This window comes from Faecalibacterium sp. I3-3-33, assembly GCF_023347295.1.
In the GTDB taxonomy this organism is placed as follows: Bacteria; Bacillota; Clostridia; order Oscillospirales; family Ruminococcaceae; genus Faecalibacterium.
In genome coordinates this window covers 1,597,197-1,623,350 of sequence record NZ_CP094469.1, presented here as the reverse complement: position 1 = coordinate 1,623,350, position 26,154 = coordinate 1,597,197, and the positions used below count along the sequence as shown (strand labels likewise).

Genomic DNA, 26,154 nt, shown 5'->3' with positions numbered 1-26,154 from the left:
AGGATGCCAGCCTACAAGGACAGCCGGCAGGGCACATGGTACGCTTCCTTCTACTTCGAGAACTGGCAAGGTATGAAGCAGAAGAAGCTGAAACGGGGGTTTGCCACCAAGAAGGACGCTTTGGCGTGGGAGCGGGAGTTCCTTCTTCAGCAGGCTGCAGACCTGACCATGACCTTTGAAGCGTTCGTGGAAATTTATATCACGGACAAGAAAAAGCGACTCCGGGAAAACACCTGGTCTACCAAAGAGCACATCATCCGAACGAAAATCTTACCGTATTTCAAAGAAAAGCGGCTCAGCGAGATAAAGCCACGGGATGTGATCGCATGGCAGAACGAGATGCTGAACTACCGGGACAAAAACGGCAAGGCCTACTCGCCGACATACCTCAAGACGCTGCATGGACAACTCAGTGCCATCCTGAATCACGCCGTCCGGTTCTACGGGCTGAAATCAAACGCAGCAGCCACAGCCGGGTGCATGGGGTCGGAAAAGCACAAGGAAATGCTCTTCTGGACAAAAGAAGAGTACCTCAAATTCGCAGAAGTCATGATGGACAAGCCGCAATCCTACTATGCGTTTGAAGTGCTCTACTGGTGTGGCATTCGGGAGGGCGAGCTGCTGGCTCTGACTCCGGCAGACTTCGACTTGGACAAGGGGCTGCTCTCCATCACCAAATCCTATCAAAGGCTGAAAGGCCGGGATGTGATCACCGACCCGAAAACACCCAAGAGTGTCCGTGTCATCCAGATGCCACAGTTTCTGACGGACGAGATCAGAGACTATCTGAAATCCCTCTACAAAGTTCAGCCAGACCAGCGGATCTTTGAGGTGACCAAGAGCTACCTGCACCACGAGATGGACAGGGGAGCCAAGGAAGCCGGGGTGAAGCGCATCCGAATCCACGACCTGCGGCACTCCCATGTATCGCTGCTGATCGAGATGGGCTTCTCGGCTCTGGCAATTGCAGACCGGGTGGGGCATGAGAGCGTGGACATCACCTATAAGTACGCCCACCTCTTCCCCTCAAAGCAACAGGGGATGGCGCAGAAGCTGGACATGGAACGAAAGGAAGGATGAAGATGGAACGAGTACTCGACCAGCAAGGCCGCTGGCGGAACAAGGTGGTGGCCTTCCGAATGTCCCCGGAAGAGGACGAGGTTCTGGAAGCCAAAGTAAAGCTCTCCGGGTTGACCAAACAGGAGTATATCATCCGCCGCCTGACTGACCGGGAGATCACCGTGGTAGGCAACCCAAGGGTCTACAAAGCCCTACGAGGCCAGATGAAGCTGATCTATCAGGAATTGCAGCGGCTGGCCGTGGATGAAGAAGTCCCGCCGGACTTGCTGGAGACCCTGCAAATGGTGGCTCTGACGTTGAACGGACTTAAGGAGGAATGCGAATGACGGACAATAGAAAAACGACCGTACCAGGTGCATCTGTTGGCGCAGATGCGGTACAGTCGTCCTCAAAAATCAACACCAATATTATAACAAATTCGGACAAGCAAATCAATCTGCAAGCCGCGAAAAAGTCAAACAATTTCGGGCTGAACACGGTATCAATGACCGAACTGTACGACACGGTGTATCCACCCCGGAGACCCATCGTGAACGACCTGCTGTACAGCGGCACCTACCTCTTCGTAGGTGCGCCCAAGGTGGGTAAGTCCTTCTTCATGGGGCAGCTTGCCTACCATGTGGCGATGGGGCTTCCGCTGTGGGAGTACGAGGTGCATCAGGGAACAGTCCTCTATCTGGCCTTGGAAGACGATTACGCCCGGTTGCAGCGGCGGCTCTCCCGGATGTTCGGGGTGGAGGAGACCAGAAATCTCTACTTCGCAACACAGGCCAAGTCCGTAAGCGAAGGGCTCGACCAGCAGCTGGAAGGCTTCATCCGGGAGCACCCGGATGTGCGGCTCATCATTATCGATACCCTGCAGAAGGTGCGGGAGATCGGCGGTGAACGATACAGTTACGCCAGCGACTACGAGATCGTGACCAAACTGAAAAGTTTCAGCGACAGGTACGGCATCTGCCTGCTGGTGGTTCATCACACCCGGAAGATGGAAGCTGAGGACAGCTTCGATATGATCTCCGGCACCAACGGTCTGTTGGGTGCAGCGGATGGCGCGTTCATCATGCAGAAGAAGCGGCGCACGGACAACACCGCACTACTGGACATCGTGGGGCGTGACCAGCCGGATCAGGAGCTGACGTTGGAATTCAACCGGGAACGCTGCGTCTGGGAGTTTCAGGGAGCCGAAACGGAACTCTGGAAGCTGCCGCCCGACCCGCTTCTGGAAGCGGTGGCAAAGATGCTCACCCCGGAACAGCCGGAGTGGAGCGGTGCGCCCACGGAACTGCTGGAACATCTGCCGGGTGTGAGCATACAGGCAAACATCCTGACCCGGAAGCTGAATGTGAGTGCCGACAGGCTCTACAACGACCATGGAATTCGGTACGAAAGCAGGCGCACCCATGAGGGCAGAGTGGTCAAATTGATGCTGGAAAATTCTGGGGCGTGACGATTCGTGACGGTTGTGACGGTATTTTTGCTACTATGTAAAATACCGTCACAATCGACACAACCGACACGGAATGGTGATAATGATGAAAAATGTGCAAATTTCACAAGAACTTTTCGTCGCCTTGCTGCATTATCATTTGAGCGGCGAAAATGAGTACGAAGAAGTTATTGAACAGGGTTTGGAGCAAAAACTGGATGCGATGCTGCGGCATGAGCTGTATGCCCAGTACAAGACAGCACCTACCGAGGAACAGCGGGAGCAGGCTCGGCAGGAGTATCTGGACCGGCGAGGCGTGCCAGAAAGCTTCCGCTGGTGAGTTTCTCTATTGGCAGAGGACAGGAGCGTGTCACGCTCCTGTGAATGCAATCACGCAGGAAGGTGGTGTTGGACCGGGCAGCGGCAAGATGCAGCGAAACCCCGTCCGCAGACGGAGGCCCCCGGCAGGGCGCAAAGGCATCTTTTGATGGACGGAACGTCTGTCAAAAGTGCTTTTGCGTTACTTTCGACGAAAGTAACAAAGCCTTTGCCGTGTCCGGCACCAGTTACTTCCACAGAGAAAGGACGTGCGATTGAAAAGAACCATTTCAGTAATGCGGGGTCCCGGCTCCCTCAACCATAACCGGAGAAGTTTCACCGCTGAAAACGTAGACCCGAAGCGCAGCAGCCTGAATGTCGTGTACCGGGATGAGCCGATTCAGAAGGTGTACCACGAACTGTTTGACGAGGCAGTGAAGCGTTACAATGCCAAGCAGAAGCACAAGGACCGCTGTATCACCGACTGCTATGAGCACCTGCGGACAGGCAAGCAGGAAAAGCTTTTCCATGAGCTGATCGTCCAGATCGGCAACAAAGATGATATGGGTGTCCTGACCGAGAATGGCGCACTGGCAAAGGAACTGTTGGACGAGTATATGCAGGGCTTCCAAGAGCGGAACCCGACACTGCGGGTGTTCGGGGCTTTCCTCCACATGGACGAAGCTACGCCCCATCTGCACATCGACTTCGTGCCGTATGTGTCCGGCTGGAAGGGCAAAGGACTGGACACCAAGGTGTCCCTGAAGCAGGCGCTGAAAGCCTTGGGCTTTGCAGGCGGTTCTAAACGGGAATCCGAGCTGAACCAGTGGATCAACGCCGAGAAAGAGCAGCTTGCCGCCGTGATGGAGCGGCACGGCATCGAGTGGGAACAGAAAGGCACCCACGAAGAGCACCTGTCTGTGCTGGACTTCAAAAAGCAGGAGCGTAGTAAAGAGGTAGCGGCTCTGGAAGCTGCCAAGCAGGAGTGCCAGACCGACCTGACCGAGATGCAGGAACAGCTGGAAACAGCGCAGACAGCCGTAGAAGCCGCTGAACAGCGGGTACAGAAAGCAGAGCTGACCTACCAGAAGCAGAGCCAGAAGCTGAACAAGCTGGCTCCCATTATGGAAGGTTTGGAAAACCTGTCAGCGCAATACTCCCAGCGGCCAGAAGAATGGGTGCCAGAAGCAGCCACATTTGAGACCGCCAAGAGCTATCGGGAGGAGAAGGCCATGCCGCTGATCCAGAAGTTGGTGAAGGTACTCTTTGCCCTTCATCGGAAGTACTGGGAGGTTAAGGATGAGCGGGATAAGTATCTGCACTTCTATCAGGACGAGAAGAAGGCCACCCATCATCTAAGCCAGCGGCTGAAAGAAGTGGAGGCTGAAAACTCTCAGTTCTATGCGATGAAACGCGATTTCAGGCGAGTGTGGAACTATTTCGGTGCCGAGAAGATGCAACAGGTCATTGGTCTTATGAGGGAGCAGGAGCAGACCACAGATAGGAGCCAGAAGAAGAACAGGCAGAACAGCATAGAGCTGTAAGCATAGCAGATCCCCGCCAGCGGATGCTGGCGGGGGCTGTACATATAGGGGCAACTTTTCGGAAAATCCGAAGAGTTCAGGGCAGTTGTTAAGCGTTGCTTAATAACTTGGGCGGTCTGTCAACTATCTGGGGTTTCCAGATGGTTTGAGTTTGGTGATGGGAATCATTAAGAAAAACTTAATGGTTGGAGCTTTTGAACAGGAAAGATTGAAAGAAAAAAGCATATTTGGTATAATCAGAAAAAATGATGGGAGATGGACTGCGGCGTGAAAATTGAAGAAGGTCGAATTATAAATGACTTTATCGAACCGAATAAGTGCCAATATGCAATTCCTGTTTACCAACGCAACTATGAATGGTCAGCTGAACAGTGTAGGAAACTGTTTGTCGATGTAGTAACTGCGCATAAAAGAGATCGTAGACATTTTTGCGGATCGGTTGTATATGCGCCTTTGAAGAGCGAAAAGAAAATCAACTACTATGTTGTTATTGATGGTCAGCAGCGACTGACAACAATTTATATTCTGATAAAAGCACTGATAGATAAAGCTGTTACAGATGAGGAAAAGAAATCGTTGGCGGAAGTTCTATTCAATGTTGACAAATTCAAAAGATACAATATTGATGATTCTAGCAAACTAAAGCTAAAGCCAATAAAAAGCGATAATAATCAACTCATGCTGTTGATGGAAGATCATGCTGAACAGATGGATAGGACGAGTGGCATTTATCGGAACTATGAGCTGTTTTGCGATTTGATTCAGGAATTTTTAAATGATAACCCGGACATGGGGGTTGGCAATATCTACGATGGTCTTGAACATTTGACCTGCGCAGAGATTAAGCTGGATGATGATGACGATAATGCACAGGAAATTTTTGAACGAATCAATTCTACAGGCGTTCCGCTAAGTTTGTCGGATAAAATCCGAAACTTTGTTTTGATGACAGATACAGACCAAGATCGTTTATATGAGGATTACTGGCTTAAAGCAGAGCAGATGCTGTCCAAAGATCAGTTGGAGGGATTCTTCCTTGACTATCTGAATTTCAAAATGGATGGATTTGCTAAGGAGAGTACGGCCTACGATGAGTTTAAGGCTCTCTATGCACGTGGGCAGTATACCAATGAATCTATGCTGGAAGAGATTTACCACTATGTCCAGCAATATCATGCTTTCTATTATGGCGATGAAAAACGGTTCAGCAGTACAGTAAACCATTTGCTGAGAAGTTTGCAGACCCTGAAACAGACTACGGTGTATCTGTTCCTGTTCAGTGTGTTTGATGACTTCGATGCTGGTGTAATCGATGATGAAACACTCTGCAAAGTTCTTCGGTTGCTCCTGAATTACAGTATCCGCCGCTTGATTTGCGAAGTAGGTTCAAACTCGCTGCGTGGCTTGTATAAGACCCTTTACGGACGGGTGTTCAATCGCCCGGAAAATAAGAACAACTACTATGATTCCATCGTGTCTTTCCTACTTCAGCTGACATCTAAGGATGTGATGCCCAGCGATGCAGAGTTCGTGGCAGCACTGAAAGAACGTAATCTTTATCGGAAGAACGCGCTGTGTAAGTATTTGCTTGTGGCAATCGAAAATCAGGGTAAAGAGCAAATCAAGACAGATGCTTTGACCATCGAGCATATCATGCCGCAGAACAAGAATCTATCGACTGCATGGCAGAGAATGCTCGGTACGGATTGGGAGTTAGTGCGAGAACGATATCTGCATACATTGGGTAATTTAACGCTGACAGGTTATAACAGTGAACTAGGTGATCTGCCGTTTGCAGAGAAACTTGATAAGCTTGCAGAGGAAAATACTCATGTTACCGTCCTTTATGGTGATGTAAAGAACAAAACAGAGTGGAATGCGCAGACAATGGAATCTCGTGCAGAGCGTCTATCTGAAGAGGTTTTGAAACTCTTTCCCATTGAGTTGGCAACAACAAAGGTTGATTTTTCTGATCCGCGCTATCGGCTGTACACGGTGTCTGACCCACATAATGCGACCTATAAGCTCGTCAACTACTATGAGCTTCTAGGTGAAAGGGTCAGTGCTGATAGTTTTGCCTTTATGGTTCGTTCGGTGGCTGGTAAGCTGTACGACTTAAACAGTAGCATTATTGATCGTATGGCGCGAAATTTGGAAGTGTTTCCAGCGTGGCAAAATCCGGTATTTGCTTACGATAAGGACGCCATCCGGAATGCAGTAAAGCTGAAAAATGACAGCGATATTTACATCAGCACGGGATATTCTGCGTATGACTGCATCTGTTTTATCAAGGCACTTTTGAAGAAGTATGACCTTGATTTGGAAGAAGACTTTGTTTACAGTGCTCGGCCAAATAGCACAGCATTGGATGGAATAAATTGGAAAAATATTGCACAGGAGTGGTGCGAAGAACGGGACAAGAGAGGTGAAATTGTATTTGATATAAAGAATTGCGAAGGCAGATATGTCCGTTTTACAACCCCATTCTTGAATAGCGTGATACCGACAAATGAAGACATACTAAGTCCATGGAAGACAAACAATTACTATTTCTATGAAATTACGAGCGATAAAAATGAGTTGTATGTACAACTTTATTTTTACTGTAAGGGCATTACCGACGAAATGCGAACGGCATTCCAGAAGTTGGCTAATCTAACCGATGGAGGAAAGTTGACACAGGGATACAGATTATTCTTCAAATCATCTGTATTTACTCAGGCAGAGAATAGTACGAAGTCGGAAATCAAGAATCACTTATATCGATGCTTAGAAGAAGTGCGTGCGTTTGAAATGACGATTCAAGATAAATGGGACTCCTAAAAGGCAGTTGCATCCTGAACGTAAATACGTTATAATAATCACAGAGATCCCGCTGGTTGCGTGATACTATCCTGATACTAAAAAATCAGCAAGCCACATCTACTACGGCAATCTCATGGAAAAGTGAACATCCAAAGATAGATAAACTAAACAAATTTGCTTAGTAACAATTAAGACTTACCGAGCTCGAGTAATACCCAATAGCATCATCACCCCGGAGGGTTCCGCAAAAACGAAACCTCCCGGGGTGTTTTTATCTTCCGGCCCAATCAAATAAGCTGTAACTTTGAAAGCATCTCCTGTATCAGCGCAAACTCTAAGCATTTTGACCGTAGCATTTTACACAAAAAAAGCCCGAAACCCCTTTCTTCTCTGCCCGCAGGGGAGTATAATAGAATCTGCTGTTTGCAAAATAGGAAAGGGGAAGTATCAACTATGGAATCGAAGCAGAGGCTTTTGGAGCCGCAGCTCGTCCAAACGGGAAGGGCGGATCAATTCAGCCGCAAGGTGTTCTGCGACGGAATGCGGGATGGTGTGCCTATTGCGCTGGGTTACTTTGCGGTATCGTTTTCGTTGGGCATCGCAGCCCGCAAGGCGGGCTTTACGCCGTTTCAGGGGTTTCTCGTCAGCCTTCTGAACAATGCCTCCGCAGGAGAATACGCCGCATTTGCGCTGATTATGGCAAACGCCACCTATTTTGAGGTGGCAGTCATCACCCTGATTGCCAATGCGCGGTATCTTCTAATGAGCTGCGCACTGGCACAGCGCTTTGCGCCGGAAACGCCCTTCTGGCATCGGCTGCTCATCGGCTACGATGTTACAGATGAACTGTTCGGCATTACCATCGCCCGCCCGGGCAGCCTGAACCCGTACTATACCTATGGCGCTATCCTGCTGGCAGCACCGGCTTGGGCTTCCGGTACAGCGCTGGGCATTATAGCGGGTAACCTACTGCCGCTGCGGGTAGTCAGCGCCTTGAGTGTGGCGTTGTACGGAATGTTTTTGGCCATCATCATCCCGCCGGCTCGCAAAGATCGGATCGTTGCGGTGCTGGTGGTCATCAGTTTTGCGCTGAGCTTTCTGTGCAGCTATCTGCCGGGCATCTCGGCGCTCTCCGAGGGCACTCGCACCATTCTTTTAACGGTGGCGATCTCCGGCGCAGCAGCGGTGCTGTTCCCTGTCAGGCAGGAGGAAAACGAAGATGACGCATAACAATTATATCTATATTGCGGTCATGGCGCTGGTGTCCTATGCTATCCGCATCCTGCCGCTGACGTTGATTCGCAAGCCAATCAAAAACCGATTTATCCAGTCATTTTTGTACTATGTGCCCTATGTAACGCTGGCTGTGATGACCTTTCCGGCCATCATTCAGGCAACGCAGAGCCCGGTGGCGGGTGCCGTTGCACTGGTAGTTGGCATTGCCGCCGCATGGTTTGGCGCAAGCCTGTTTCAGGTGGCTGCAGGCTGCTGTGCCGTGGTGTTCGTGCTGGAATTTTTTATCTGAGACCTCATAGCAGGAGAACAAAATGAAAAAGATCCTTGTGACCGGTGCAGGTGGCTTTGTAGGCTCCCGCGTGATGCAGCAATGGGCATGGCGGTATGACCTATGCAGCTTTCCCAAAGGCTTTCTGGCAGCAGCAGGGGAAAACGCCGTACAGCAGGCTGTTTTGCAGCAGCGGCCGGATGCCATCCTGCACACCGCAGCCATTTCGGATACCGGTTACTGCGCCGACCACCCGGAGCAGGCTTACCGTGCCAATGTAGAGCTGCCGGTCTGGCTTGCCCGGGCAGCAGCTGAGACTGGCGCAAAGCTGGTGTCCTTCAGTTCGGATCAGGTCTATGCCGGTGTGGAGCAGTCCGGCCCGTTGCCGGAGAGCATTCCGCTGCGGCCTGCCAATGTGTACGGGCAGGGCAAGCTGGAAATGGAGCAGCGGGTACAGGCAATTTGCCCAAGTGCCGTATTGCTGCGCGCCACATGGATGTACGACCTGCCGGGTTACCGGCTGCCCATCCGTGGCAATCTGCCGTTGAATCTTTTGCGTGCAGCGCAGCGGGGAGAATCTGTCCACTTTTCTGTCCGGGATTTCCGGGGCATCACCTATGTCCGGCAGGCAGTGGCGCTGTTGGAGCCTGCCCTGACCCTGCCCGGCGGGGTCTATAACTTCGGCAGCGAAAACGCTGAAAACATGGTGCTGACCGCCCGGCAGTTCGCTGAGACACTGGGAATCACGGTCGATATTCAGGAAGCTGACTGGGCACGGAATCTTGCGATGGATTGCAGCAAGCTGCGGGCGCAGGGCATCGTGTTTGACACCACACAGGAAGGGTTAACGCGCTGTTTGCGGGATTATGGATTGCGCTGACCTCAGAGAATCAAATTTTTCCGTATCGCACAAAAAACAGAGAAAAGCACAAAAAAAGCAGGGGATTCTGTATGCTGCCAGCAACATCAGGCTGGACAAATCATGCAGAAACCCTGCTTTTTTGCTTGTCTGCCGGAGAAAAGTTCGATTATAGAATGCAGCAATTTTTCATATAAAAGTCATACTTATTTTACATCTTATCTGCATTTTGCTATAATATTTTCGCTTTTTTGCAAAGCATCCGAACCGCATAAACCTTTAAAACCTTGAGGAGAGTGGAATTTTTGAAGGAAGTCAAGCTTGAAGAAGCGGCTTATCAGTTTGAAGCCAAAATGTCCCTGCGTCAGGCCATCCCGCTGGGCTTGCAGCATGTCTGCGCCATGTTCGTGGGCAACCTGACCCCGCTGCTGATCATCACCAGCGCCTGCGGCATTGCAGGCGGCGAGTTCGCAGACCTGCAGGTCACCCTGCTGCAAAGCGCCATGTTCGTGGCAGGTATCGTCACGCTGGTGCAGCTGTTCACCATCGGACCCGTGGGCGGTGCAGTACCTATTATCATGGGCACCAGCTCCGGCTTTATCGGCGTGTTCAACAGCGTTGTGGGCACGATGGGCGGCGGCGTGCTGGCCTATGGCGCGATTATGGGTGCCTCCATCATCGGCGGTATTTTTGAAAGCGTGCTGGGCTTTTTCCTGAAGCCGCTGCGCAGGTTCTTCCCGCCGGTGGTCACCGGCACGGTGGTGCTTTCCATCGGTCTTTCGCTGATCTCGGTAGGCATCAACTCCTTCGGCGGCGGCAACAAGGCCAAGGACTTCGGCTCTGTGGAAAACCTGCTGCTGGCACTGTTCGTGCTGGTGGTCATCCTGTTCTTCAAGCACTGGACTACCGGTTTCCTCAGCTCCTCTGCCATCCTCATCGGCATTCTGGCCGGTTATGTGGCTGCATTCATTATGGGTCTGGTGCTGCCCACCACCGGCGTGACTGCCGATGGCGTGGAGTTCACCAAGGCATGGGTGCTCAACTGGAACAAGGTGGCACAGGCTTCCTGGTTCGCAGTGCCCAAGCTGATGCCGATCAAGGTGGTATTTGACGCCCGTGCGATCCTGCCGGTGCTGATTATGTTCATCGTTACCGCAGTGGAGACCGTGGGCGATATCTCCGGCGTGATGGAGGGCGGCATGAACCGCGAACCCTCTGATAAGGAGCTGTCCGGCGGCGTCATCTGCGATGGCCTCGGCTCTACCTTTGCCGCACTGTTCGGCGTGCTGCCCAACACCTCTTTCAGCCAGAACGTGGGTCTGGTGGCCATGACCAAGGTGGTCAACCGCATGGCGCTGGCTTCCGGTGCTGTGTTCCTGATCCTCTGCGGCCTGATCCCCAAGCTGGGCGCGCTGATCTCCATCATGCCGCAGGCTGTTCTGGGTGGTGCAGCCGTTATGATGTTCTCTTCCATCGTGGTCAGCGGCATCCAGCTGATCACCAAGGAAAAGATGACCCCGCGCCATCTGACCATCGTGTCTGTGGCACTGGGCGTGGGCTACGGCATGGGTGCCAACAGCGGCATTCTGGCACAGGCTCCGCAGGTCTTCCAGCTGATCTGCGGCGAGTCCGGCATTGTTCCGGCTGCTTTTGTGGCAATTCTGCTGAACGTGCTGCTGCCCAAGAACGATATGGCAGAGTAAACCTTAGCCTTTTTGCCGGGCAAGGACTTCCAGTTGCTGCAATGCCTGCGGGGTGTCTGCATCCAGCAGTTCTGCGCTGTCTGCAATGCAGATCGTGCGCACCTGCACAGGATACTTTTTAAGCAGCACGTTGCCGCCTTTGTTTTCCGGCAGGGTGAGCAGTTCCGGAAAGAAGCTGCTTCCAAACAGAACGGGACTTCCGACAAGAGGTGCCGGGTCGTTTTCGACCACGGCTCCCAGACGGAAGATCTCCCGTTCTGTTTCTTTTTGCCATTCTGCCGGGGACGGCTGCTCGCAGCAAAAGCACTTTACCATGGCTTCTACCGTCTCCCGGCGCAGCAGGGGCTGATCCCCGGGCAGAAACATACAGCCGTTAAGCTCCGGCAGCTGCTCCAGCAGCGCCGAAAGCCCCAGCCGAACGGTATCGTTGCGGCCGGGCAGGCAGTGCAGCAGCACCGGGACACCCTGCGCCCTGCACAGTGCCTGCACTTCCTCCGAGCGGGTTACCACGATGCGGGCAGCGATACCGGGTGTGGCGGTAGCCGCAAAAGCCCGACAGAGCATGGGCTGGCCGCAAAAATCTGCCAGCAGCTTGTTCGCGCCAAACCGGCGGCTCAGCCCGGAAGCCATGATCACACAGCCGACCGTAAGCGACTTCTTCATACAAAAACACTCCTTCAACAGCATTTTATAATAGTATTATACCGAAAGCTGTGCTAAAATAAAAGAAGAGATATCGCAGCGATAGAAAAGAGAGGTACTGCACATGATGACGATCCGAGAATATAAGCGGGCAGAAAGTCTGGAGGAAGCGTGGCAGCTGAACCAGAAAAAACCAAACCGCATTTTGGGCGGCATGATCTGGCTGAAGATGGAAACCATCAATGTCGGCACCGCCATCGACCTTTCCGGTCTGGGACTGGATACCATTGAGGAGACCGAGGACAGCTTTTCCATCGGCGCTATGGTCACCCTGCGCCAGCTGGAACAGCATCCGGGGCTTGCCGCCTACACCCACGGCGCTATGCGCGAGGCTGTGCGCCATATCGTGGGTGTGCAGCTGCGCAATCTGGCGACCGTGGGCGGCAGCATTTACAGCCGGTTCGGCTTTTCGGATGTGCTGACCATGTTCCTGGCCATGGATTGTGACGTAGAGCTGTACAAGGGCGGCATTATGCCGCTGCAGGAATATGCACAGCGCCCCTACGACCGGGACATTCTGGTACGGCTGATCGTAAAAAAGACACCGATGAAGCTTTATTACCAGTCGGTGCGCAACAGCCAGACCGATATCCCGGTGCTGACCTGCGCTGCCGCCCGGATGGAGACCGGCGATTACCGCATCGTCATCGGTGCGCGTCCGCTGCGCGCCGTGCGGTTCGAGCTCCCGGCAGAGCCTGCCCTTGCGGCAGAACAGCTTGCCGCACAGTTTGCCGAAAACGTAAAGGCGCAGATCGTTACCGGCTCCAATATGCGCGGCAGCGCCGAGTACCGCAGGCATCTGGCTGGCGTGCTGACAAAGCGCGCGGTGCTGGAACTGGAACAGCGTAAAATGCAGGAGGAAAAGTAAATGCAGATCACACTTACATTGAACGGTGTCCGGGTATCCGAGGAGATCGCCCCGGATATGCTTTTGATCGATTTTGTCCGTGCACATGGCTGCAAGAGCGTCAAACGCGGCTGCGAGACCTCCAACTGCGGTCTGTGCACCGTGTTTATGGATGATAAGCCTGTGCTGTCCTGCTCCGTGCTGGCAGCCCGTGCCGATGGACATAAGATCACCACGCTGGAGGGCCTGCAGAAGGAAGCTGCCGAGTTTGGTGCCTTTATCGCAGATCAGGGCGCGGAGCAGTGCGGCTTCTGCAATCCGGGCTTTATCATGAACGCGCTGGCTCTGTTCCGGGAGCAGCCGTACCCCACTGAAGAGCAGGTGAAGGAATACCTTGCCGGAAACCTGTGCCGCTGCTCCGGTTACGAAGGTCAGCTGCGCGGCATCATGAGCTTTCTGGCATGGAAAAAGCAGAAGGAGGGTGTACAGTGAAAACAGTCAACAAACCGTTCCGCAAAAAAGACGCAATGCAGCTGGTCACCGGCCAGCCTGTTTATATGGATGACCTTATCCCGCAGGACTGCCTGATCGTCAAGCTGCTGCGCTCGCCCTATGCAAACGCCATCGTCCGCAGCATTAACACCACCGTTGCGAAAAAAGTGCCCGGCATCGAGGCTATCTTCACTTGGGAAGATGTGCCGCAGGATGCCCGCCGTTACACGCAGGCCGGTCAGACCTACCCGGAAGCTAGCCCCTACGACCGTCTGCTGATTGATCGCCACGTCCGCTTTGTGGGAGACGTGGTGGCCATCGTAGCCGGTAAGGACGAAAAGTGCGTGGACAAGGCGCTCAAGCTTATCAAGGTTGACTACGAGGTGCTGGAAGCTGTGCTGGATTTCCACACCGCCAAGGATAACCCCATCCTTGTGCACCCGGAGGATAACTGGGAAAGCCTTGCCCCCGTGGGTGCTGACAACAAGCGCAACCTCTGCGCCCATGATGAATGCGGCAACGGCGACATCGACGCTGTGTTGGCCGGATGTGATGTGGTCATCGACCATGTGTACCACACCAAGGCCTGCCAGCAGGCTATGATGGAGACCTTCCGCACCTATTGCTCCATTGATACTTACGGGCGGTTGAATGTGCTCAGCTCTACCCAGATCGTTTTCCACGCCCGCCGCAACATCGCCAATGCGCTGCACATCCCCAAATCTATGGTGCGTGTTTCCAAGCCCCGCATCGGCGGCGGCTTTGGTGCCAAACAGACCGCCGTCAGCGAGGTATACCCGGCCTTTGTGACTTGGATGACCAAAAAGCCCTCTAAGCTCATCTTCAGCCGTGTGGAAAGCCAGACGGCTTCTTCGCCGCGCCACGAGATGGAGATGCATGTCCGTCTGGGAGCGACCAAGGACGGCATCGTGAAGGGCATCGACCTGTACACCCTGTCCAACACCGGTGCTTACGGCGAGCACGGCCCCACTACCGTGGGTCTGTCTGGTCACAAATCCATCCCGCTGTACGGCAAGGCCGAAGCCTTCCGCTTTGTCAGCGATGTGGTGTACACCAACCATATGTCTGCCGGTGCATACCGCGGCTATGGCGCTACACAGGGTCTGTTTGCGGTGGAATCTGCCGTAAACGAACTGGCGCACAAGCTGAACATGGATCCCATTGAACTCCGTCTGAAGAACACCGTGCAGGAGGGCGATGTAATGCCCGCCTACTACGGCGCGGTAAATACCAGCTGCGCACTGGACCGGTGCGTGCTCAAGGTGCGCGAGATGATCGACTGGGAGCACAAGTATCCCGCCCGGGATATGGGCAACGGCAAGATCCGTGCCGTTGGCATGGGTATGGCCATGCAGGGCTCCGGTATTTCCGGCATGGACGTGGGCAGCGCTACCCTCAAGCTGAACGATGACGGTTTCTATACCCTGATGATCGGCGCTGCCGATATGGGCACCGGCTGCGACACCACGCTGGCGCAGATCGCCGCCGAGGTGCTGGACTGCACGCTGGATAATATCACCGTCTTTGGCGCAGATACGGATTCTTCCCCCTACGATTCCGGTTCCTACGCTTCCAGCACCACCTATGTCACCGGCAAGGCCACCGAGAAGTGCGCCATGAAGCTGCGGGAACAGATCTGTAAGCTGGGTGCAGAACTGCTGGAATGCCCGGCGGATGCCGTGGAGTTTGACGGCAAGGTCGTGTTTGAAAGCGCCGACCCCACCCGCCAAAAGACCCTGTCCGAGATCGCCTTTGCTTCCCAGTTCGGCCATAAGATCCCGCTGGAATTTACCGAGACTCACACCTCGCCCTTGTCGCCGCCACCGTATATGGTGGGCGCTGCCGAGGTGGAGGTGGATACCGAGACCGGCGAAGTGAAAGTACTGGAATTTGACGCCTGCGTGGACTGCGGCACCCCCATCAACCCCAACCTGACCCGTGTGCAGGCCGAAGGCGGTATTCTGCAAGGCATCGGCATGACCCTGACCGAGAACATCACCTACGACAAAAACGGCTACCCGGCAGAGAACTCTCTGTTCCAGTACAAGATCCCTGCCCGCAACGATATCGGCCACATCCATGTGGAGTTTGAGAACAGCTACGAGCCCAACGGCCCCTTTGGCGCAAAGTCCATCGGCGAGGTGGTCATCAATACGCCGCTGCCCGCCATCTCGGACGCCATCTACAACGCCATCGGCACCCGCTTCTATGAATTGCCCATCACCCCGGAGCAGATCGCCATGGCAGTTGCAGCAAAGCAGTAAGGGCAGATGCTGAACGAAAAAGAGTTTCCGTTTCTGGCAGAGAAAGGACATACCGTTTCTCTGGTAGGCGGCGGGGGCAAAACAACTCTGCTGTATGCCATGGCAGACCACTGTGCCTGCAAAGGCTGGCGGGTGCTTGTGATGACGACCACTCATATCCGTCAGCCTGCTGCCTGTTATGCGTCAGATGATGCAGCGCTTACCGCCCTATGGCAGGCGGGTCACTACGCCGTGATCGGCACTCCGGCAGAAAACGGGAAGCTGACCCTGCCGCCGCCGCAGCTTTTGCGCCGGATGGCGCAGGCAGATGCGGTATTTATAGAAGCAGACGGTGCAAAGCACCACCCCTGCAAGCTCCCGGCGGCGCACGAACCGGTGTTGCTGCCCCAAAGCGATATCGTTTTGGCGGTGGCAGGGCTTTCGGCGTTGGGCAAGCCCTTGCGGGAGGGCTGCTTCCGTTATGATACCATCCGTCCGCAGTTTTTAGCGGCTGCGCCGGATGCGCCCCTTACGCCGCCCATGCTGGCACAGCTGCTTGCAAGCACGCAGGGTGGCCGCAAGGCGGTGGGTGACCGGCAGTTTTACGCTGTGCTCAATCAGGCTGATACGCCGGAATTGCGCCAGCAGGGCATACCAATACAACAGCTTTTGCGTCAGCAGGGCATACCGTGTGTGCTGACGCATTTTGAAGAGGAAGAACGTGCATGAGCAAGGAAGATAAGATCATATTCTGTACCGGGGGCGGCTGCACCGCAAAGCTGGGTGCCGGGGTGCTGAGCCGCATTCTGGAAAAGCTGCCCCGGGGCGAAAAAGACCCGGATCTTCTGGTCGGCTATGACAGCCGGGATGATGCCGCAGTCTACCGTATTACGGACGACATTGCGCTGGTGCAGACCGTGGACTTTTTTCCACCGATGGTGGACGACCCCTACACCTTTGGGCAGATCGCAGCCACAAACGCCCTGAGCGATGTCTACGCCATGGGCGGCGAGGTAAAGACCGCCTTAAATCTGGTCTGCTTCCCGGAGGATATGGATCTGAACGTGCTGGGTGAGATTTTGCGCGGCGGTGCCGAAAAGGTGGCAGAAGCAGGCGGCAGTCTTGCAGGCGGGCATTCCATTGCAGACAGCGGGGTAAAATACGGTCTTTCTGTGACCGGCCTTGTAGACCCGCACCGGATGTACACGAACGACACCGGAGTGCCGGGTGATAAGCTGATATTGACCAAGGCTTTAGGCGTGGGTCTGCTGTGCACGGCAAACCGCGTGGGCGAAGCCGCCCCGGAGGAGATGGAAGCAGCCATCCGCTCCATGACCACTCTGAACAAAACGGCGGCAGAAATCAGCCGCAAGTACCGCGTCCACGCCGCTACGGATGTGACCGGCTTCAGCTTTCTCGGCCATCTGCACGAGATGATGGGCGGCAAGCTTTCCTGCATCATCCATGCAAATGCTGTTCCGGTGCTGCCGGGCGCAGAAAAAGCAGCGGATGCGTTTTTGTACACCGCCGCCGGGCAGCGCAACCGCAACCACACCGGGCCGTTCGTCCGGTTCGAGAACGTAAGCTTTGCCATGGAAGAGGTCTTGTTCGACCCACAGACCTCCGGTGGGCTGCTGCTGGCGGTAGACCCGGCGGATGCAGAGGCTCTGGAACAGGAACTGCGCACCGCAGGGCTGCCCGCAAGTATCGTGGGCGAGATCCTGCCGAAGCAGGAAATGGAGATCACCGTAACAGACAAATGAGAGGAGTAATCAACATGGCTGAATTTATCAAAGTAGATGCACTGGGCGATGCCTGCCCGCTGCCGGTCGTCAAGGCGAAAAAAGCGATTTCCGAATTGCAGGGCGCAGGACAGGTGGAGATACTGGTGGACAACGAGATCGCCGTGCAGAACCTGACTAAGATGGCGCAGCAGAAGGGCTATCAGTACAGCGCCGAAAAGCTGGAAGAACGAAAATACCGCGTGCTGTTCACGCTGGGCGAAGCAGCAGGCGCCCCGGCAGAGCAGGCTCCTGTCTGCGTACCGGATGCCCGCACCGATACGGTGGTGGCTATTTCCGCTGCCGTTATGGGCGATGGCAGCGACGAGCTGGGCAAGACTCTGCTCAAGGCTTTTGTATTTGCACTGACCCAGCAGGATAAGCTGCCCAAGACCATTCTGTTCTATAACGGCGGCGCGGCGCTGACCTGTGAAGGCTCTGCCATGCTGGAGGATCTTAAGGCATTGGAAGCACAGGGCGTGGAGATCCTAACCTGCGGCACCTGTCTGAATTTCTACGGACTTACCGAGAAGCTGGCGGTGGGCAGTGTGACCAACATGTACACCATTGCCGAAAAGCTGACGCAGGCCGGGAACGTGGTAAAGCCGTGATCTATCTGGACAACGCAGCCACCACCCTGCATAAACCGCCGCAGGTGGAGCAGGCTATTCTGGAGGCACTGCACACAGCAGGCAACCCCGGGCGCGGTGCACACGAACCCACCCTTCACGCTGCACGGATCGTGTTGGACACCCGTCTGGCGCTGGCAGAGCTTTTCCATGCGCCGGGTCCCTCCTGTATTGTTTTTGCCGCTAATGCGACCATGGCGCTGAATACGGTGCTGAACGGTGTGCTGCATCCGGGCGATCATGTAATCACAACGGTATGCGAGCATAATTCTGTTCTGCGTCCGCTGTACCGGCTGCGGGCGCAGGGGGTAGAGGCCTCTTTTACCGGAGTGGATACTGCTGCACGGCTGTGCTACGACCAGTGGGAAGCCTTGCTGCGCCCCAACACCCGGGCACTGGTGGTGACGGGTGCTTCTAACGTGACCGGCAATGGCACCGACCTTGCCTGCGCAGCGGACTTTGCCCACCGGCATGGCCTGCTGTTCATCGTGGATGCCGCGCAGACTGCCGGTGCACAGCCCATTGATGTGCAGCAACTTGGCATAGATGCTTTGTGCTTTACCGGGCACAAGGCGCTTTTGGGGCCACAGGGCACCGGCGGGGCTTATGTGTGCCCCAGCCTGCGCATTGAGCCGCTTCTTGTGGGTGGCAGCGGTGTGCACAGCTTTGACGAAACGCACCCTTTGCAGATGCCCACCGCACTGGAGGCCGGAACACTGAATGTGCACGGCCTTGCAGGGCTGTGTGCCGGGGTGCGCTGGCTGCTGGAACGGGGCGTAGAAAGCCTTGCCGCCCGGGAAAATGCCCTTGCCAGCCTGTTTTATGAGCAGGTGCGCACTGCGCCGGGCGTAACGGTATACGGTGATATGACCATGCAGCCCCGTGCGCCCATTGTGGCGCTGAACATCGCACAGGAGGATTCTGCCCGGGTGGCAGATATTTTGTGGGAGGACTACGGCATTTGCGTGCGTGCCGGGGCACACTGCGCTCCGCTGATGCACAAGGCGCTTGGCACTGTGGAGCAGGGCATAGTACGGTTCAGCTTTTCCCATTTCAATACCGAACAGGAGGCGCGGCAAGCAGCGCAGGCGGTTTGCGCACTTGCCCGGGAGCTTTTATGCGAGTAAAACGAAGCTATATCGTGCTTTCCTTCCGTACCACCTTAGAGGCGATGGAGTGGGAAAAGCAATGCCATGCCCGGCAGGTGCCCGGACGGCTGATCCCGCTGCCGCGTGAGATCTCGGCAGGGTGCGGGCTTGCATGGCGTATGCTGCCGGAGGACTGGCAAAGCTGGCAGGCAGAACTGGATCAGACACAGTTTGATAAGGTAACGCCTGTGGAGCAATAACAGAGGGAGAGGGACACCAATGAACAGACAAACGCTTGCAGACGTTCTGCAAGATACAAACCAGACCGGCAACTATACGCTGGCTACCGTGCTGGAAGGCGCAGAGACAGGCAGTCAGCTGCTGCTGCGGGACGGCAACGCCTTATGGCAGACCCGGAGCGCCGGGCTTTTGCAGCGTCAGCTTGCCGTCTTGCAAGCCTGTACCGCTACGGGCTTTCTGACACTGGAAGGGCAGCGAGTATTTGCCGAGCGCTTTGGTGCGGTGCCGCAGTTGGTAGTCTGCGGCGGCGGCCATGTGGCTGCTGCCCTTGTAAAACAGGCAAAGCTTCTTGGCTTGCCGGTGCTTGCCATAGACGACCGGGAAGAATTTGCCCAGCAGCTGCGCGCCGCCGGAGCAGACACCGTGCTCTGTGCCCCCTTTGCACAGGCGCTTCAAAATGTGCCAGGCAGGGCAGAGACCTATTTTGCGGTACTGACTCGCTCCCACGCTTTTGATCTGGATTGCCTTACCCAGATCCTGCAAAAGCCTGCGGCCTATGTGGGCATGATGGGCAGTCGTGGTCGTGCTGCATTGGTGCGCCGTCAGCTGTTGGAGAACGGTCTGGACAGTCAGCGGATCGATGCGCTCTGCGCACCCATCGGCCTTGCCATCGGCGCGCAGACCGCTGCGGAGATCGCACTTTCCATTCTGGCGCAGATCGTGCAGGTCAAGAATGCCCGCCCCCAGACCGAGGGCTATCCCATCGCATTGCTGGATGCAATGGTGCAGGCAGAAAAAGCCAGCACCCCGGCGATGCTGGCTACCATCGTTGCACGGCATGGCTCTACCCCGCGGGATGTGGGTGCAAAAATGCTCATTCTGCCCGATGGCAGTACGGTTGGCAGTGTGGGCGGCGGCATTATGGAGCATTACACGGTACAGGCTGCTCAGAAGCTGTTGGCACAGGCTGCGCCCGCCCTGCAATGCTTACAGCTTTCGGCTGACGGCAAAAACGAGGACGCAGCCATTGCTGCCTGCGGCGGTTCCATGGAAGTGCTGTTGCAGACACTTTGCCCCGGGGAGGAAACGAAATGAAAAAGGATGCTTTGATCATCGTGCGCGGCGGCGGCGACCTTGCTACCGGCACCATCCACCGGTTGTGGAGCGCCGGGCTGCGTGTTCTGGTATTGGAAACGACACAGCCCGCAGCCATCCGCCGTCAGGTGGCCCTGTGCGAAGCAGTGTATGAAGGCGAAGCCACGGTCGAAGGACTGCGTGCTGTCCGCATTGAAGCATTAGAGCAGGCACAGTCTGTCTGGGCGCAGGGGGGCGTTCCAGTGCTCGTTGACCCGGAGGGCATCTGTATTGCCCGGGCAAAGCCAGAGGTCGTAGTGGACGCCATTCTGGCCAAGCGCAACCTTGGCACCCGCCGGGATATGGCGCCGCTGACCATTGCCCTTGGCCCCGGCTTTGTTGCCGGGAAGGATGTAGATGCCGTGGTGGAGACCAAGCGCGGCCACCGGCTGGGCCGGATCATCCGGGAGGGAAGCGCTATCCCCAATACCGGCATCCCCGGCGTCATCGGCGGGTATGGTGCGGAGCGGGTGATTCATGCACAGACTGCCGGTGTCTTTATGAATGTGCGTAAAATCGGCGATTTGGTGGAGAAGGGCGAGACTATCGCTACTATCCGTACCCCGGAGGGGGAGAGAATCTCGGTTACAGCACAGATCCCCGGTATTCTGCGCGGATTGCTGCGCAGCGGCTATCCGGTCACGCCGGGCTTTAAGATCGCGGATATCGACCCCCGGCGGGAGGAACTTTCCAACTGCTTCCTGATCTCGGATAAATCCCGCTGTATTGCCGGTAGCGTGCTGGAACTTGTCTGTGCGCAGGTGTGGCAGTAAAATCTATATAAAAATAGCCCCTGCCGTTTTGCAAAAAGGTCTGCAAATACGGCAGGGGTTTTATGGTTCTATGTTAGTTGCGGTAGCAGCGATCCTGCCCTACAAGCCAGTTTTCGCACAGGCGCTGGGCTTCCTCAAGACTGCGGCTCTCGCAGTCGAAGAAGGCGCCGCGCATAGAGCAGTAGGAGTAGTGTACCTTAGGAACACCGTTGCCATCCTTGAAGCGCTCGTATCGTTCTTCACCGGGCATCAGAAAAAGCTGTTCCATGGTTCCTTCTCCTTTGTGTTCAAGCAGTCCAAACGGCCGCCGGGCGGCGGCACACAACGCTTGCTATTGTATCACGATGGAGAAAAGTTTGCTATGGTCTTTTTGTCCAAAGATACGCCGCTTTTTTCTCTGCGGTTGTGGCGAAGAAGGGCTTGACAAATCATTCGTGCAAACTGCGCTCCTTTTCCAATGCAGCTTTCATGCCGTGGATGCGCCCCAGTGCATAGGAGAGCATTGCTGCGCACAACAGGTTCAGCCAGCCGTAGCGGAACTGGTTCAGAGAGTTCGTTACGCCCATGATGAGGTTTGCCAAGCAGATCAGGGAAAGCATCCTGTCGATGCGGCTCAGATGCGTCAGGCGGGAGTCAATATCCGAGAGCAGCTCAAAACTGCCAAGTTCTGCTTTCCGACGAAAGTACACCCAGTTGACACAACCGCCGATATATTCCGCACCCAGTTCCTTTACAAAGGCGCGGTAATCGCTGCTGGGGTTCATCTCCAAGCGGATGATATACTCGCCCGGTTCGCAGCGCACAAAGGTATAAAAGGAAAACCCGGTATTGTCCAGTACCCATCCCTCCTGCGCCATCTCGTTCAGCCAGCGCTCTTCTTTTTCAAAATCCCATACAAAGAAAAGCTTGAAAACGGTTTTCTTTTCCCTCATAAGGCTTCCTCCTTCAGGATGCTCTCACCATTTGCCACAAGCTGCTGCAAGCGGGCAAGCTCGTGCTTTAATACCTGTACGCCCTCTGCGGTAAGCTGATATTCCTTTTTTCGGCTGCCGCTCTCAGCGGGCAGGGGACGAATCCAGCCTTTTTCGCACAGAGAAGTCAATGCGCCGTACAGTGTCCCGGCGGCAAGATGGACTCTGCCGCCGGAAAGCTGCTCTGTCTGCTGCATGATGCCATAGCCGTGCTGCGGATGGTAAAGAGACAACAGAATATAATAGGTCGATTCGGTCAATGCAAGGTTTTCCATATTGAAATACTCCATGGATTCTATCGGACGGCTATATATCGTCAACCGATATATCATGCCTAAAGTATATCGCCTCCCGATATACTTTGTCAAGTGTTTTCGGGAAAAAGCTATCAAAAAGCTTTAAACCACGGTTCGTATGGAAAAACCGATGGAACACGGGAAAATATTTTGTGCACTTTTCATAGTTTTCTTCTGAAGATTTTGGTGGTACAATATAGTCATCAAATTCTGCAATTCGGGAGGAGCTCCATGGCGGAAAAGTGTATTGAACTGGATAGTGTAGAGATCGCAGCGGCTGTTTTTGGCAACTGTGACCGGAATATTCGCTTATTGGAAAAAGAGTTTTCTGTTACCGCTGTTTGCCGCGGTACACAGCTGCGCATTTCCGGCGAGCCTGCCAATGTGGCGGCAGCGAACCGCGCTGTGGAGGGAATGCTTCTTCTGATCGAGAACCGAACACCGCTGGAGGATCAGACCGTGCACTACTGCATCAGTCTGGCGCATGATGGCGCGGAGAAGCGGGTAAAGGAGCTGACCGAGGATTTTGTTACTGTCACGGTCAAGGGACGCCCGATCCGTCCCAAAACGCTGGGACAGAAGGAATATCTGAGCGCCATCCGTTCCAATGCCATTACCTTCGGTGTTGGCCCGGCGGGTACCGGCAAGACCTATCTGGCCGTAGCCATGGCGGTAAAAGCCTTTAAGGCCAAGGAGGTCTCCCGCATCATCCTGACCCGCCCGGCGGTGGAGGCAGGGGAGAAGCTGGGCTTTCTGCCCGGCGACCTGCAGCAGAAGGTAGACCCCTATCTGCGGCCGCTGTACGATGGCCTGTTTGATATGCTGGGTGCAGAGACCTACGAGCGTCTGGTAGAAAAGCAGATCATTGAGGTTGCCCCGCTGGCCTATATGCGTGGACGTACACTGGATGATTCCTTTATCATTCTGGACGAGGCGCAGAACACCACCCCAGAGCAGATGAAAATGTTCCTTACCCGTATGGGTGTGGGCTCCAAGGTTGTCGTTACCGGCGATGTGACCCAGATCGATCTACCGGGCAGCACCCGTAGCGGTCTGGTGGACGCGCTGAAGGTGCTGAAGGATGTGAACGGCATTGCACAGTGCTACTTTACCGATAAGGACGTTGTGCGTCACCGGCTGGTGCAGGAGATCGTAAAGGCTTACGAGCGTGCTGCCCATCCGGCTGCCGAAGCGGAAAATAAAGAAAACAAAAAGAATTTTAAGTAACCCTTTGAAAGGAGTGGACCGATATGTCCAACAAAGTTTTGATCACCAACTCCCAGAAAGCTGTCAAGGTGCCCTCCGGGCTCCGTATCCTGATCCGGCGCGCTTGTAACGCAGTGCTGGAATATGAGCATTTTGACCGTCCTGCCGAGATCAGCGTTACCTTTGTGGACAACGCTGCCATTGCCGAGCTGAACAACCAGTACCGCAACAAGCCCATGCCCACTGATGTGCTGAGCTTTCCTCTGGGTGAGAACGGCAAGTACGATATCGACGAGAACAACGGCTGCATGATGCTGGGCGATATCGTCATCAGCATGGAGCGCGCCATGGAGCAGGCGAACCTGTATGGACATCCGCTGCAGCGGGAGGTGGCCTTTCTGACCGTCCACTCCATGCTGCATCTGCTGGGCTACGACCACGAAAACGGCGGTCTGGAAGCCATGCGTATGCGCGAAAAAGAAGAGGCTGTGCTGCTGCAGCTGGGTCTGCCCCGCACGGTCAGCTACACGGAATGATATCCATTCACTGCAACAGAACATAAAAACAAGACAGGAGTTCACTTTGAGTACTACAACACCCGTTCAGGAGCATTACGACACCTCCTCTGTATTCGTTGCTGTCATCGGACGACCGAACGTGGGCAAATCCAGCCTGACGAACCTCTTGGTCGGTGAAAAGGTGGCTATCGTCACCTCCAAGCCCCAGACCACCCGCACCCGCATCACCGGCGTGATCACCCGGGGGCCGCTGCAATATGTGCTGCTGGACACTCCCGGTGTGCACAAAGCCCACAACAAGTTGGGCAAGCGTATGGATAAGACCGCCAGCGATTCCATTGCGGATGTGGATGTTTCCATGATGTTGTTCGAGCCCTACGGCGCGCTGAACGAATCCGAGATGGCATTGGTAGAAGCGCTGCACCGCAGCGGCCCGGCCATTGCGGTCATCAACAAAACCGACCTTGTGAAAGATCCCACCGACTTAGAAGCACGCAAGGCAGAGTTGAAGGCACTGGGTGTGTTTGACGAGATCTACACCATCAGTGTGCGCAATAAGGAGGGCAGCGAGGAGCTGTTCGATGCCTTGAGCCGCTATGCCGTGGAAGGCCCCCATTATTTTGATGATGACGCTTATACCGATATGCCGGAAAAAGAGCTGGTGGCCGAGGTCATCCGCGAAAAGGCGCTGCTCTTTATGCGGGACGAGATCCCGCACGGTATTGCAGTAGTGGTGGAGCGCTTTAAGGAGCGCCCGGGCACAGACCTGATTGACATTGATGTGAACATCTACTGCGAGCGGGAGAGCCACAAGGGCATGGTCATCGGCAAGGGCGGTGCGATGCTTAAAAAGATCGCCAGCGCTGCCCGCGCCGACTGCGAGGAGTTCCTGGGCTGCCGGGTCAACCTGCAGTGCTGGGTCAAGGTGAAATCCGACTGGCGGGATAACGAATTTTTGCTGAATAACTTCGGCTTCAAGCAGAATTCCTCCAACCGCTGAGTGCTGCCAAAGCAGGACAGTTTTCCCTTGTATGCTGTGCTAGAATCAGGCTGACACTATAACAAAAGCAGCCTGTGCACAGGAAAGGGAAGGAGTACTGAAGATGGATGCTGCTGCAAGCTGGCAGGCCTTTGCCTGCACGGGGAATATTCTCCGTTATCTTGATTACAAACAACTGGTGCAGCTGCCCGCCGAGCATCCGGCAGGAGAAACGGATGATGGAACCATTTGTGACAATGGGTCTGGTACTGAAGGAGACCCGTTATAGAGAAGCCGACCGCATTCTGACGATCCTTACCCCGAAGCTGGGCGTGATCACAGCAATGGCTGCAAATAGTCTGCGGCTGAAAAGCAAGCTGTTCAGTGCCTGCGGGCTATTCTGCTATTCGGAGTTTACGCTGGTGCCCGGACGCAATATGTATACCGTGCGGGAAGCCGAGGTGCAGAATATCTTCCACGGCGTTTCCTCCTCCATTGAAGGGGTGAGCCTTGCCATGTATCTTACCGAGATGGCCGCTGCGCTTTCGCCTACCGGCGAGGAAGCGGCCCGGGAATTGCGTCTAGTGCTGAACAGCCTGTATATGATCAGCGAGCATCGCACCGACCTGCGGGTGATCAAGGCAGTCTTTGAGCTGCGCACCATGAGCGAGTGCGGCTTTATGCCGCAGATTGTCTGCTGCCGGGACTGCGGCACCTACGATGAAGGAGATGCCTTTTATCTGGACGCGCAGGAAGGGCATCTGCTCTGTGCAGCCTGTGCGGCAAAGGCAGGCAAGAACTGCAATCTGGACAAGGCTGCGCTGTTTGCACTGCGCCACATCTGCTTGGTAGAGGACAAAAAAATATTTGCATTCAAGATCTCTGTGGGCAGTCTGGCAAAGCTTTCCGCAGTGGCTGAAAACTATGCCCTGACGCATCTGGATAAGCCGCTGAAAAGCTATGCCTTTTTGAAAAGCGTGCTGCCCTGACCAAAA

Annotated in this window: 28 protein-coding genes; 24 read left to right on the top strand and 4 right to left on the bottom strand. The window is 54.9% G+C overall.

Translation table 11 applies throughout. The annotated features are described in order from the left end of the window. Positions 1 to 3: 3 nt before the first annotated feature. From MTP39_RS07780 to MTP39_RS07735, 10 genes are all read left to right on the top strand, one after another. Positions 4 to 1,080: a site-specific integrase gene (locus MTP39_RS07780; protein WP_249240072.1), complete on the top strand. Its 1,077-nt coding sequence runs from the start codon at positions 4 to 6 to the stop codon at positions 1,078 to 1,080. Beyond that, on the top strand, positions 1,077 to 1,406 hold the full coding sequence (locus MTP39_RS07775) for a plasmid mobilization protein (RefSeq protein WP_249240071.1): 330 nt from the start codon (positions 1,077 to 1,079) through the stop codon (positions 1,404 to 1,406). Before MTP39_RS07780 ends, MTP39_RS07775 begins: the two co-directional genes overlap by 4 nt. Beyond that, positions 1,403 to 2,527: an AAA family ATPase gene (locus MTP39_RS07770; protein WP_249240070.1), complete on the top strand. Its 1,125-nt coding sequence runs from the start codon at positions 1,403 to 1,405 to the stop codon at positions 2,525 to 2,527. Before MTP39_RS07775 ends, MTP39_RS07770 begins: the two co-directional genes overlap by 4 nt. A gap of 85 nt (positions 2,528 to 2,612) precedes the next feature. After that, positions 2,613 to 2,846, top strand: a complete 234-nt coding sequence (locus tag MTP39_RS07765) for a complexin-2 (RefSeq protein WP_097778380.1) — start codon at positions 2,613 to 2,615, stop codon at positions 2,844 to 2,846. A gap of 253 nt (positions 2,847 to 3,099) precedes the next feature. Further along, a complete protein-coding gene (locus MTP39_RS07760; protein ID WP_249240069.1) occupies positions 3,100 to 4,368 on the top strand; it encodes a plasmid recombination protein in 1,269 nt (422 codons plus the stop codon). 267 nt (positions 4,369 to 4,635) lie between these two features. Next, a complete protein-coding gene (locus MTP39_RS07755) occupies positions 4,636 to 7,191 on the top strand; it encodes a DUF262 domain-containing protein (protein WP_249240068.1) in 2,556 nt (851 codons plus the stop codon). Positions 7,192 to 7,626: 435 nt separating this feature from the next. Beyond that, on the top strand, positions 7,627 to 8,403 hold the full coding sequence (locus MTP39_RS07750; RefSeq protein ID WP_118657591.1) for an AzlC family ABC transporter permease: 777 nt from the start codon (positions 7,627 to 7,629) through the stop codon (positions 8,401 to 8,403). Beyond that, positions 8,393 to 8,698, top strand: coding sequence for an AzlD domain-containing protein (locus MTP39_RS07745; RefSeq protein WP_249240067.1), 306 nt, complete (start codon positions 8,393 to 8,395; stop codon positions 8,696 to 8,698). The genes MTP39_RS07750 and MTP39_RS07745 overlap by 11 nt, the downstream gene beginning before the upstream one ends. A gap of 22 nt (positions 8,699 to 8,720) precedes the next feature. After that, positions 8,721 to 9,557 carry an SDR family oxidoreductase gene (locus MTP39_RS07740; RefSeq protein WP_249240066.1) on the top strand — a complete coding sequence of 279 codons (837 nt, stop codon included), beginning with the start codon at positions 8,721 to 8,723 and terminating at the stop codon, positions 9,555 to 9,557. 332 nt (positions 9,558 to 9,889) lie between these two features. Beyond that, the gene (locus tag MTP39_RS07735) at positions 9,890 to 11,239 is read left to right on the top strand and encodes a uracil-xanthine permease family protein (protein ID WP_249242046.1); all 1,350 of its coding nucleotides are present in this window, start codon (positions 9,890 to 9,892) and stop codon (positions 11,237 to 11,239) included. 3 nt (positions 11,240 to 11,242) lie between these two features. On the opposite strand, the gene MTP39_RS07730 is transcribed toward MTP39_RS07735, so the two are convergent. Beyond that, positions 11,243 to 11,902 (bottom strand): nucleotidyltransferase family protein, encoded by a 660-nt coding sequence (locus MTP39_RS07730; RefSeq protein WP_249240065.1) that lies wholly within the window; start codon positions 11,900 to 11,902, stop codon positions 11,243 to 11,245. 103 nt (positions 11,903 to 12,005) lie between these two features. Between MTP39_RS07730 and MTP39_RS07725 the strand changes: the two genes are divergently transcribed. Genes MTP39_RS07725 through yqeB form a run of 10 tightly spaced genes read left to right on the top strand, consistent with a single transcriptional unit; the run spans position 12,006 to position 21,189 of the window. Continuing rightward, on the top strand, positions 12,006 to 12,809 hold the full coding sequence (locus MTP39_RS07725) for an FAD binding domain-containing protein (RefSeq protein WP_249240064.1): 804 nt from the start codon (positions 12,006 to 12,008) through the stop codon (positions 12,807 to 12,809). Beyond that, positions 12,810 to 13,280, top strand: coding sequence for a (2Fe-2S)-binding protein (locus MTP39_RS07720; protein ID WP_249240063.1), 471 nt, complete (start codon positions 12,810 to 12,812; stop codon positions 13,278 to 13,280). Continuing rightward, positions 13,277 to 15,565 (top strand): xanthine dehydrogenase family protein molybdopterin-binding subunit, encoded by a 2,289-nt coding sequence (locus MTP39_RS07715; RefSeq protein WP_249240062.1) that lies wholly within the window; start codon positions 13,277 to 13,279, stop codon positions 15,563 to 15,565. Before MTP39_RS07720 ends, MTP39_RS07715 begins: the two co-directional genes overlap by 4 nt. 6 nt (positions 15,566 to 15,571) lie before the next feature. Beyond that, positions 15,572 to 16,273 carry a selenium cofactor biosynthesis protein YqeC gene (yqeC, locus tag MTP39_RS07710; RefSeq protein WP_249240061.1) on the top strand — a complete coding sequence of 234 codons (702 nt, stop codon included), beginning with the start codon at positions 15,572 to 15,574 and terminating at the stop codon, positions 16,271 to 16,273. Beyond that, the gene (gene selD / locus MTP39_RS07705) at positions 16,270 to 17,307 is read left to right on the top strand and encodes a selenide, water dikinase SelD (protein WP_249240060.1); all 1,038 of its coding nucleotides are present in this window, start codon (positions 16,270 to 16,272) and stop codon (positions 17,305 to 17,307) included. The genes yqeC and selD overlap by 4 nt, the downstream gene beginning before the upstream one ends. 14 nt (positions 17,308 to 17,321) lie before the next feature. Continuing rightward, positions 17,322 to 17,936 carry a sulfurtransferase-like selenium metabolism protein YedF gene (gene yedF / locus MTP39_RS07700; RefSeq protein WP_249240059.1) on the top strand — a complete coding sequence of 205 codons (615 nt, stop codon included), beginning with the start codon at positions 17,322 to 17,324 and terminating at the stop codon, positions 17,934 to 17,936. Then, a complete protein-coding gene (locus MTP39_RS07695) occupies positions 17,933 to 19,081 on the top strand; it encodes an aminotransferase class V-fold PLP-dependent enzyme (protein ID WP_249240058.1) in 1,149 nt (382 codons plus the stop codon). The genes yedF and MTP39_RS07695 overlap by 4 nt, the downstream gene beginning before the upstream one ends. After that, a complete protein-coding gene (locus MTP39_RS07690) occupies positions 19,072 to 19,302 on the top strand; it encodes a DUF3343 domain-containing protein (protein WP_005925822.1) in 231 nt (76 codons plus the stop codon). Before MTP39_RS07695 ends, MTP39_RS07690 begins: the two co-directional genes overlap by 10 nt. A gap of 19 nt (positions 19,303 to 19,321) precedes the next feature. After that, on the top strand, positions 19,322 to 20,377 hold the full coding sequence (locus MTP39_RS07685; protein ID WP_249240057.1) for an XdhC family protein: 1,056 nt from the start codon (positions 19,322 to 19,324) through the stop codon (positions 20,375 to 20,377). Continuing rightward, the gene (gene yqeB / locus MTP39_RS07680; RefSeq protein ID WP_249240056.1) at positions 20,374 to 21,189 is read left to right on the top strand and encodes a selenium-dependent molybdenum cofactor biosynthesis protein YqeB; all 816 of its coding nucleotides are present in this window, start codon (positions 20,374 to 20,376) and stop codon (positions 21,187 to 21,189) included. The genes MTP39_RS07685 and yqeB overlap by 4 nt, the downstream gene beginning before the upstream one ends. A 73-nt stretch (positions 21,190 to 21,262) precedes the next feature. Here yqeB and MTP39_RS07675 read toward each other — a convergent pair whose 3' ends face one another. From MTP39_RS07675 to MTP39_RS07665, 3 genes are all read right to left on the bottom strand, one after another. Next, complete coding sequence (locus MTP39_RS07675; RefSeq protein WP_015538508.1) at positions 21,263 to 21,457, bottom strand: DUF3873 family protein; 195 nt, start codon at positions 21,455 to 21,457, stop codon at positions 21,263 to 21,265. A 160-nt stretch (positions 21,458 to 21,617) separates the two neighbouring features. Further along, on the bottom strand, positions 21,618 to 22,121 hold the full coding sequence (locus MTP39_RS07670) for a DUF2812 domain-containing protein (RefSeq protein WP_249240055.1): 504 nt from the start codon (positions 22,119 to 22,121) through the stop codon (positions 21,618 to 21,620). Then, positions 22,118 to 22,435 (bottom strand): PadR family transcriptional regulator, encoded by a 318-nt coding sequence (locus MTP39_RS07665; RefSeq protein WP_223474338.1) that lies wholly within the window; start codon positions 22,433 to 22,435, stop codon positions 22,118 to 22,120. The genes MTP39_RS07670 and MTP39_RS07665 overlap by 4 nt, the downstream gene beginning before the upstream one ends. A gap of 252 nt (positions 22,436 to 22,687) precedes the next feature. Between MTP39_RS07665 and MTP39_RS07660 the strand changes: the two genes are divergently transcribed. The 4 genes from MTP39_RS07660 (at position 22,688) to recO (ending at position 26,148) form a co-directional block, all read left to right on the top strand. Further along, the gene (locus MTP39_RS07660; protein ID WP_097780335.1) at positions 22,688 to 23,683 is read left to right on the top strand and encodes a PhoH family protein; all 996 of its coding nucleotides are present in this window, start codon (positions 22,688 to 22,690) and stop codon (positions 23,681 to 23,683) included. Between the two features lie 23 nt (positions 23,684 to 23,706). Further along, positions 23,707 to 24,198 (top strand): rRNA maturation RNase YbeY, encoded by a 492-nt coding sequence (ybeY, locus tag MTP39_RS07655; RefSeq protein WP_005925846.1) that lies wholly within the window; start codon positions 23,707 to 23,709, stop codon positions 24,196 to 24,198. 46 nt (positions 24,199 to 24,244) lie between these two features. Further along, on the top strand, positions 24,245 to 25,180 hold the full coding sequence (gene era / locus MTP39_RS07650) for a GTPase Era (protein WP_249240054.1): 936 nt from the start codon (positions 24,245 to 24,247) through the stop codon (positions 25,178 to 25,180). A 218-nt stretch (positions 25,181 to 25,398) separates the two neighbouring features. After that, positions 25,399 to 26,148 (top strand): DNA repair protein RecO, encoded by a 750-nt coding sequence (gene recO, locus MTP39_RS07645; RefSeq protein ID WP_249242045.1) that lies wholly within the window; start codon positions 25,399 to 25,401, stop codon positions 26,146 to 26,148. Positions 26,149 to 26,154 lie beyond the last annotated feature (6 nt).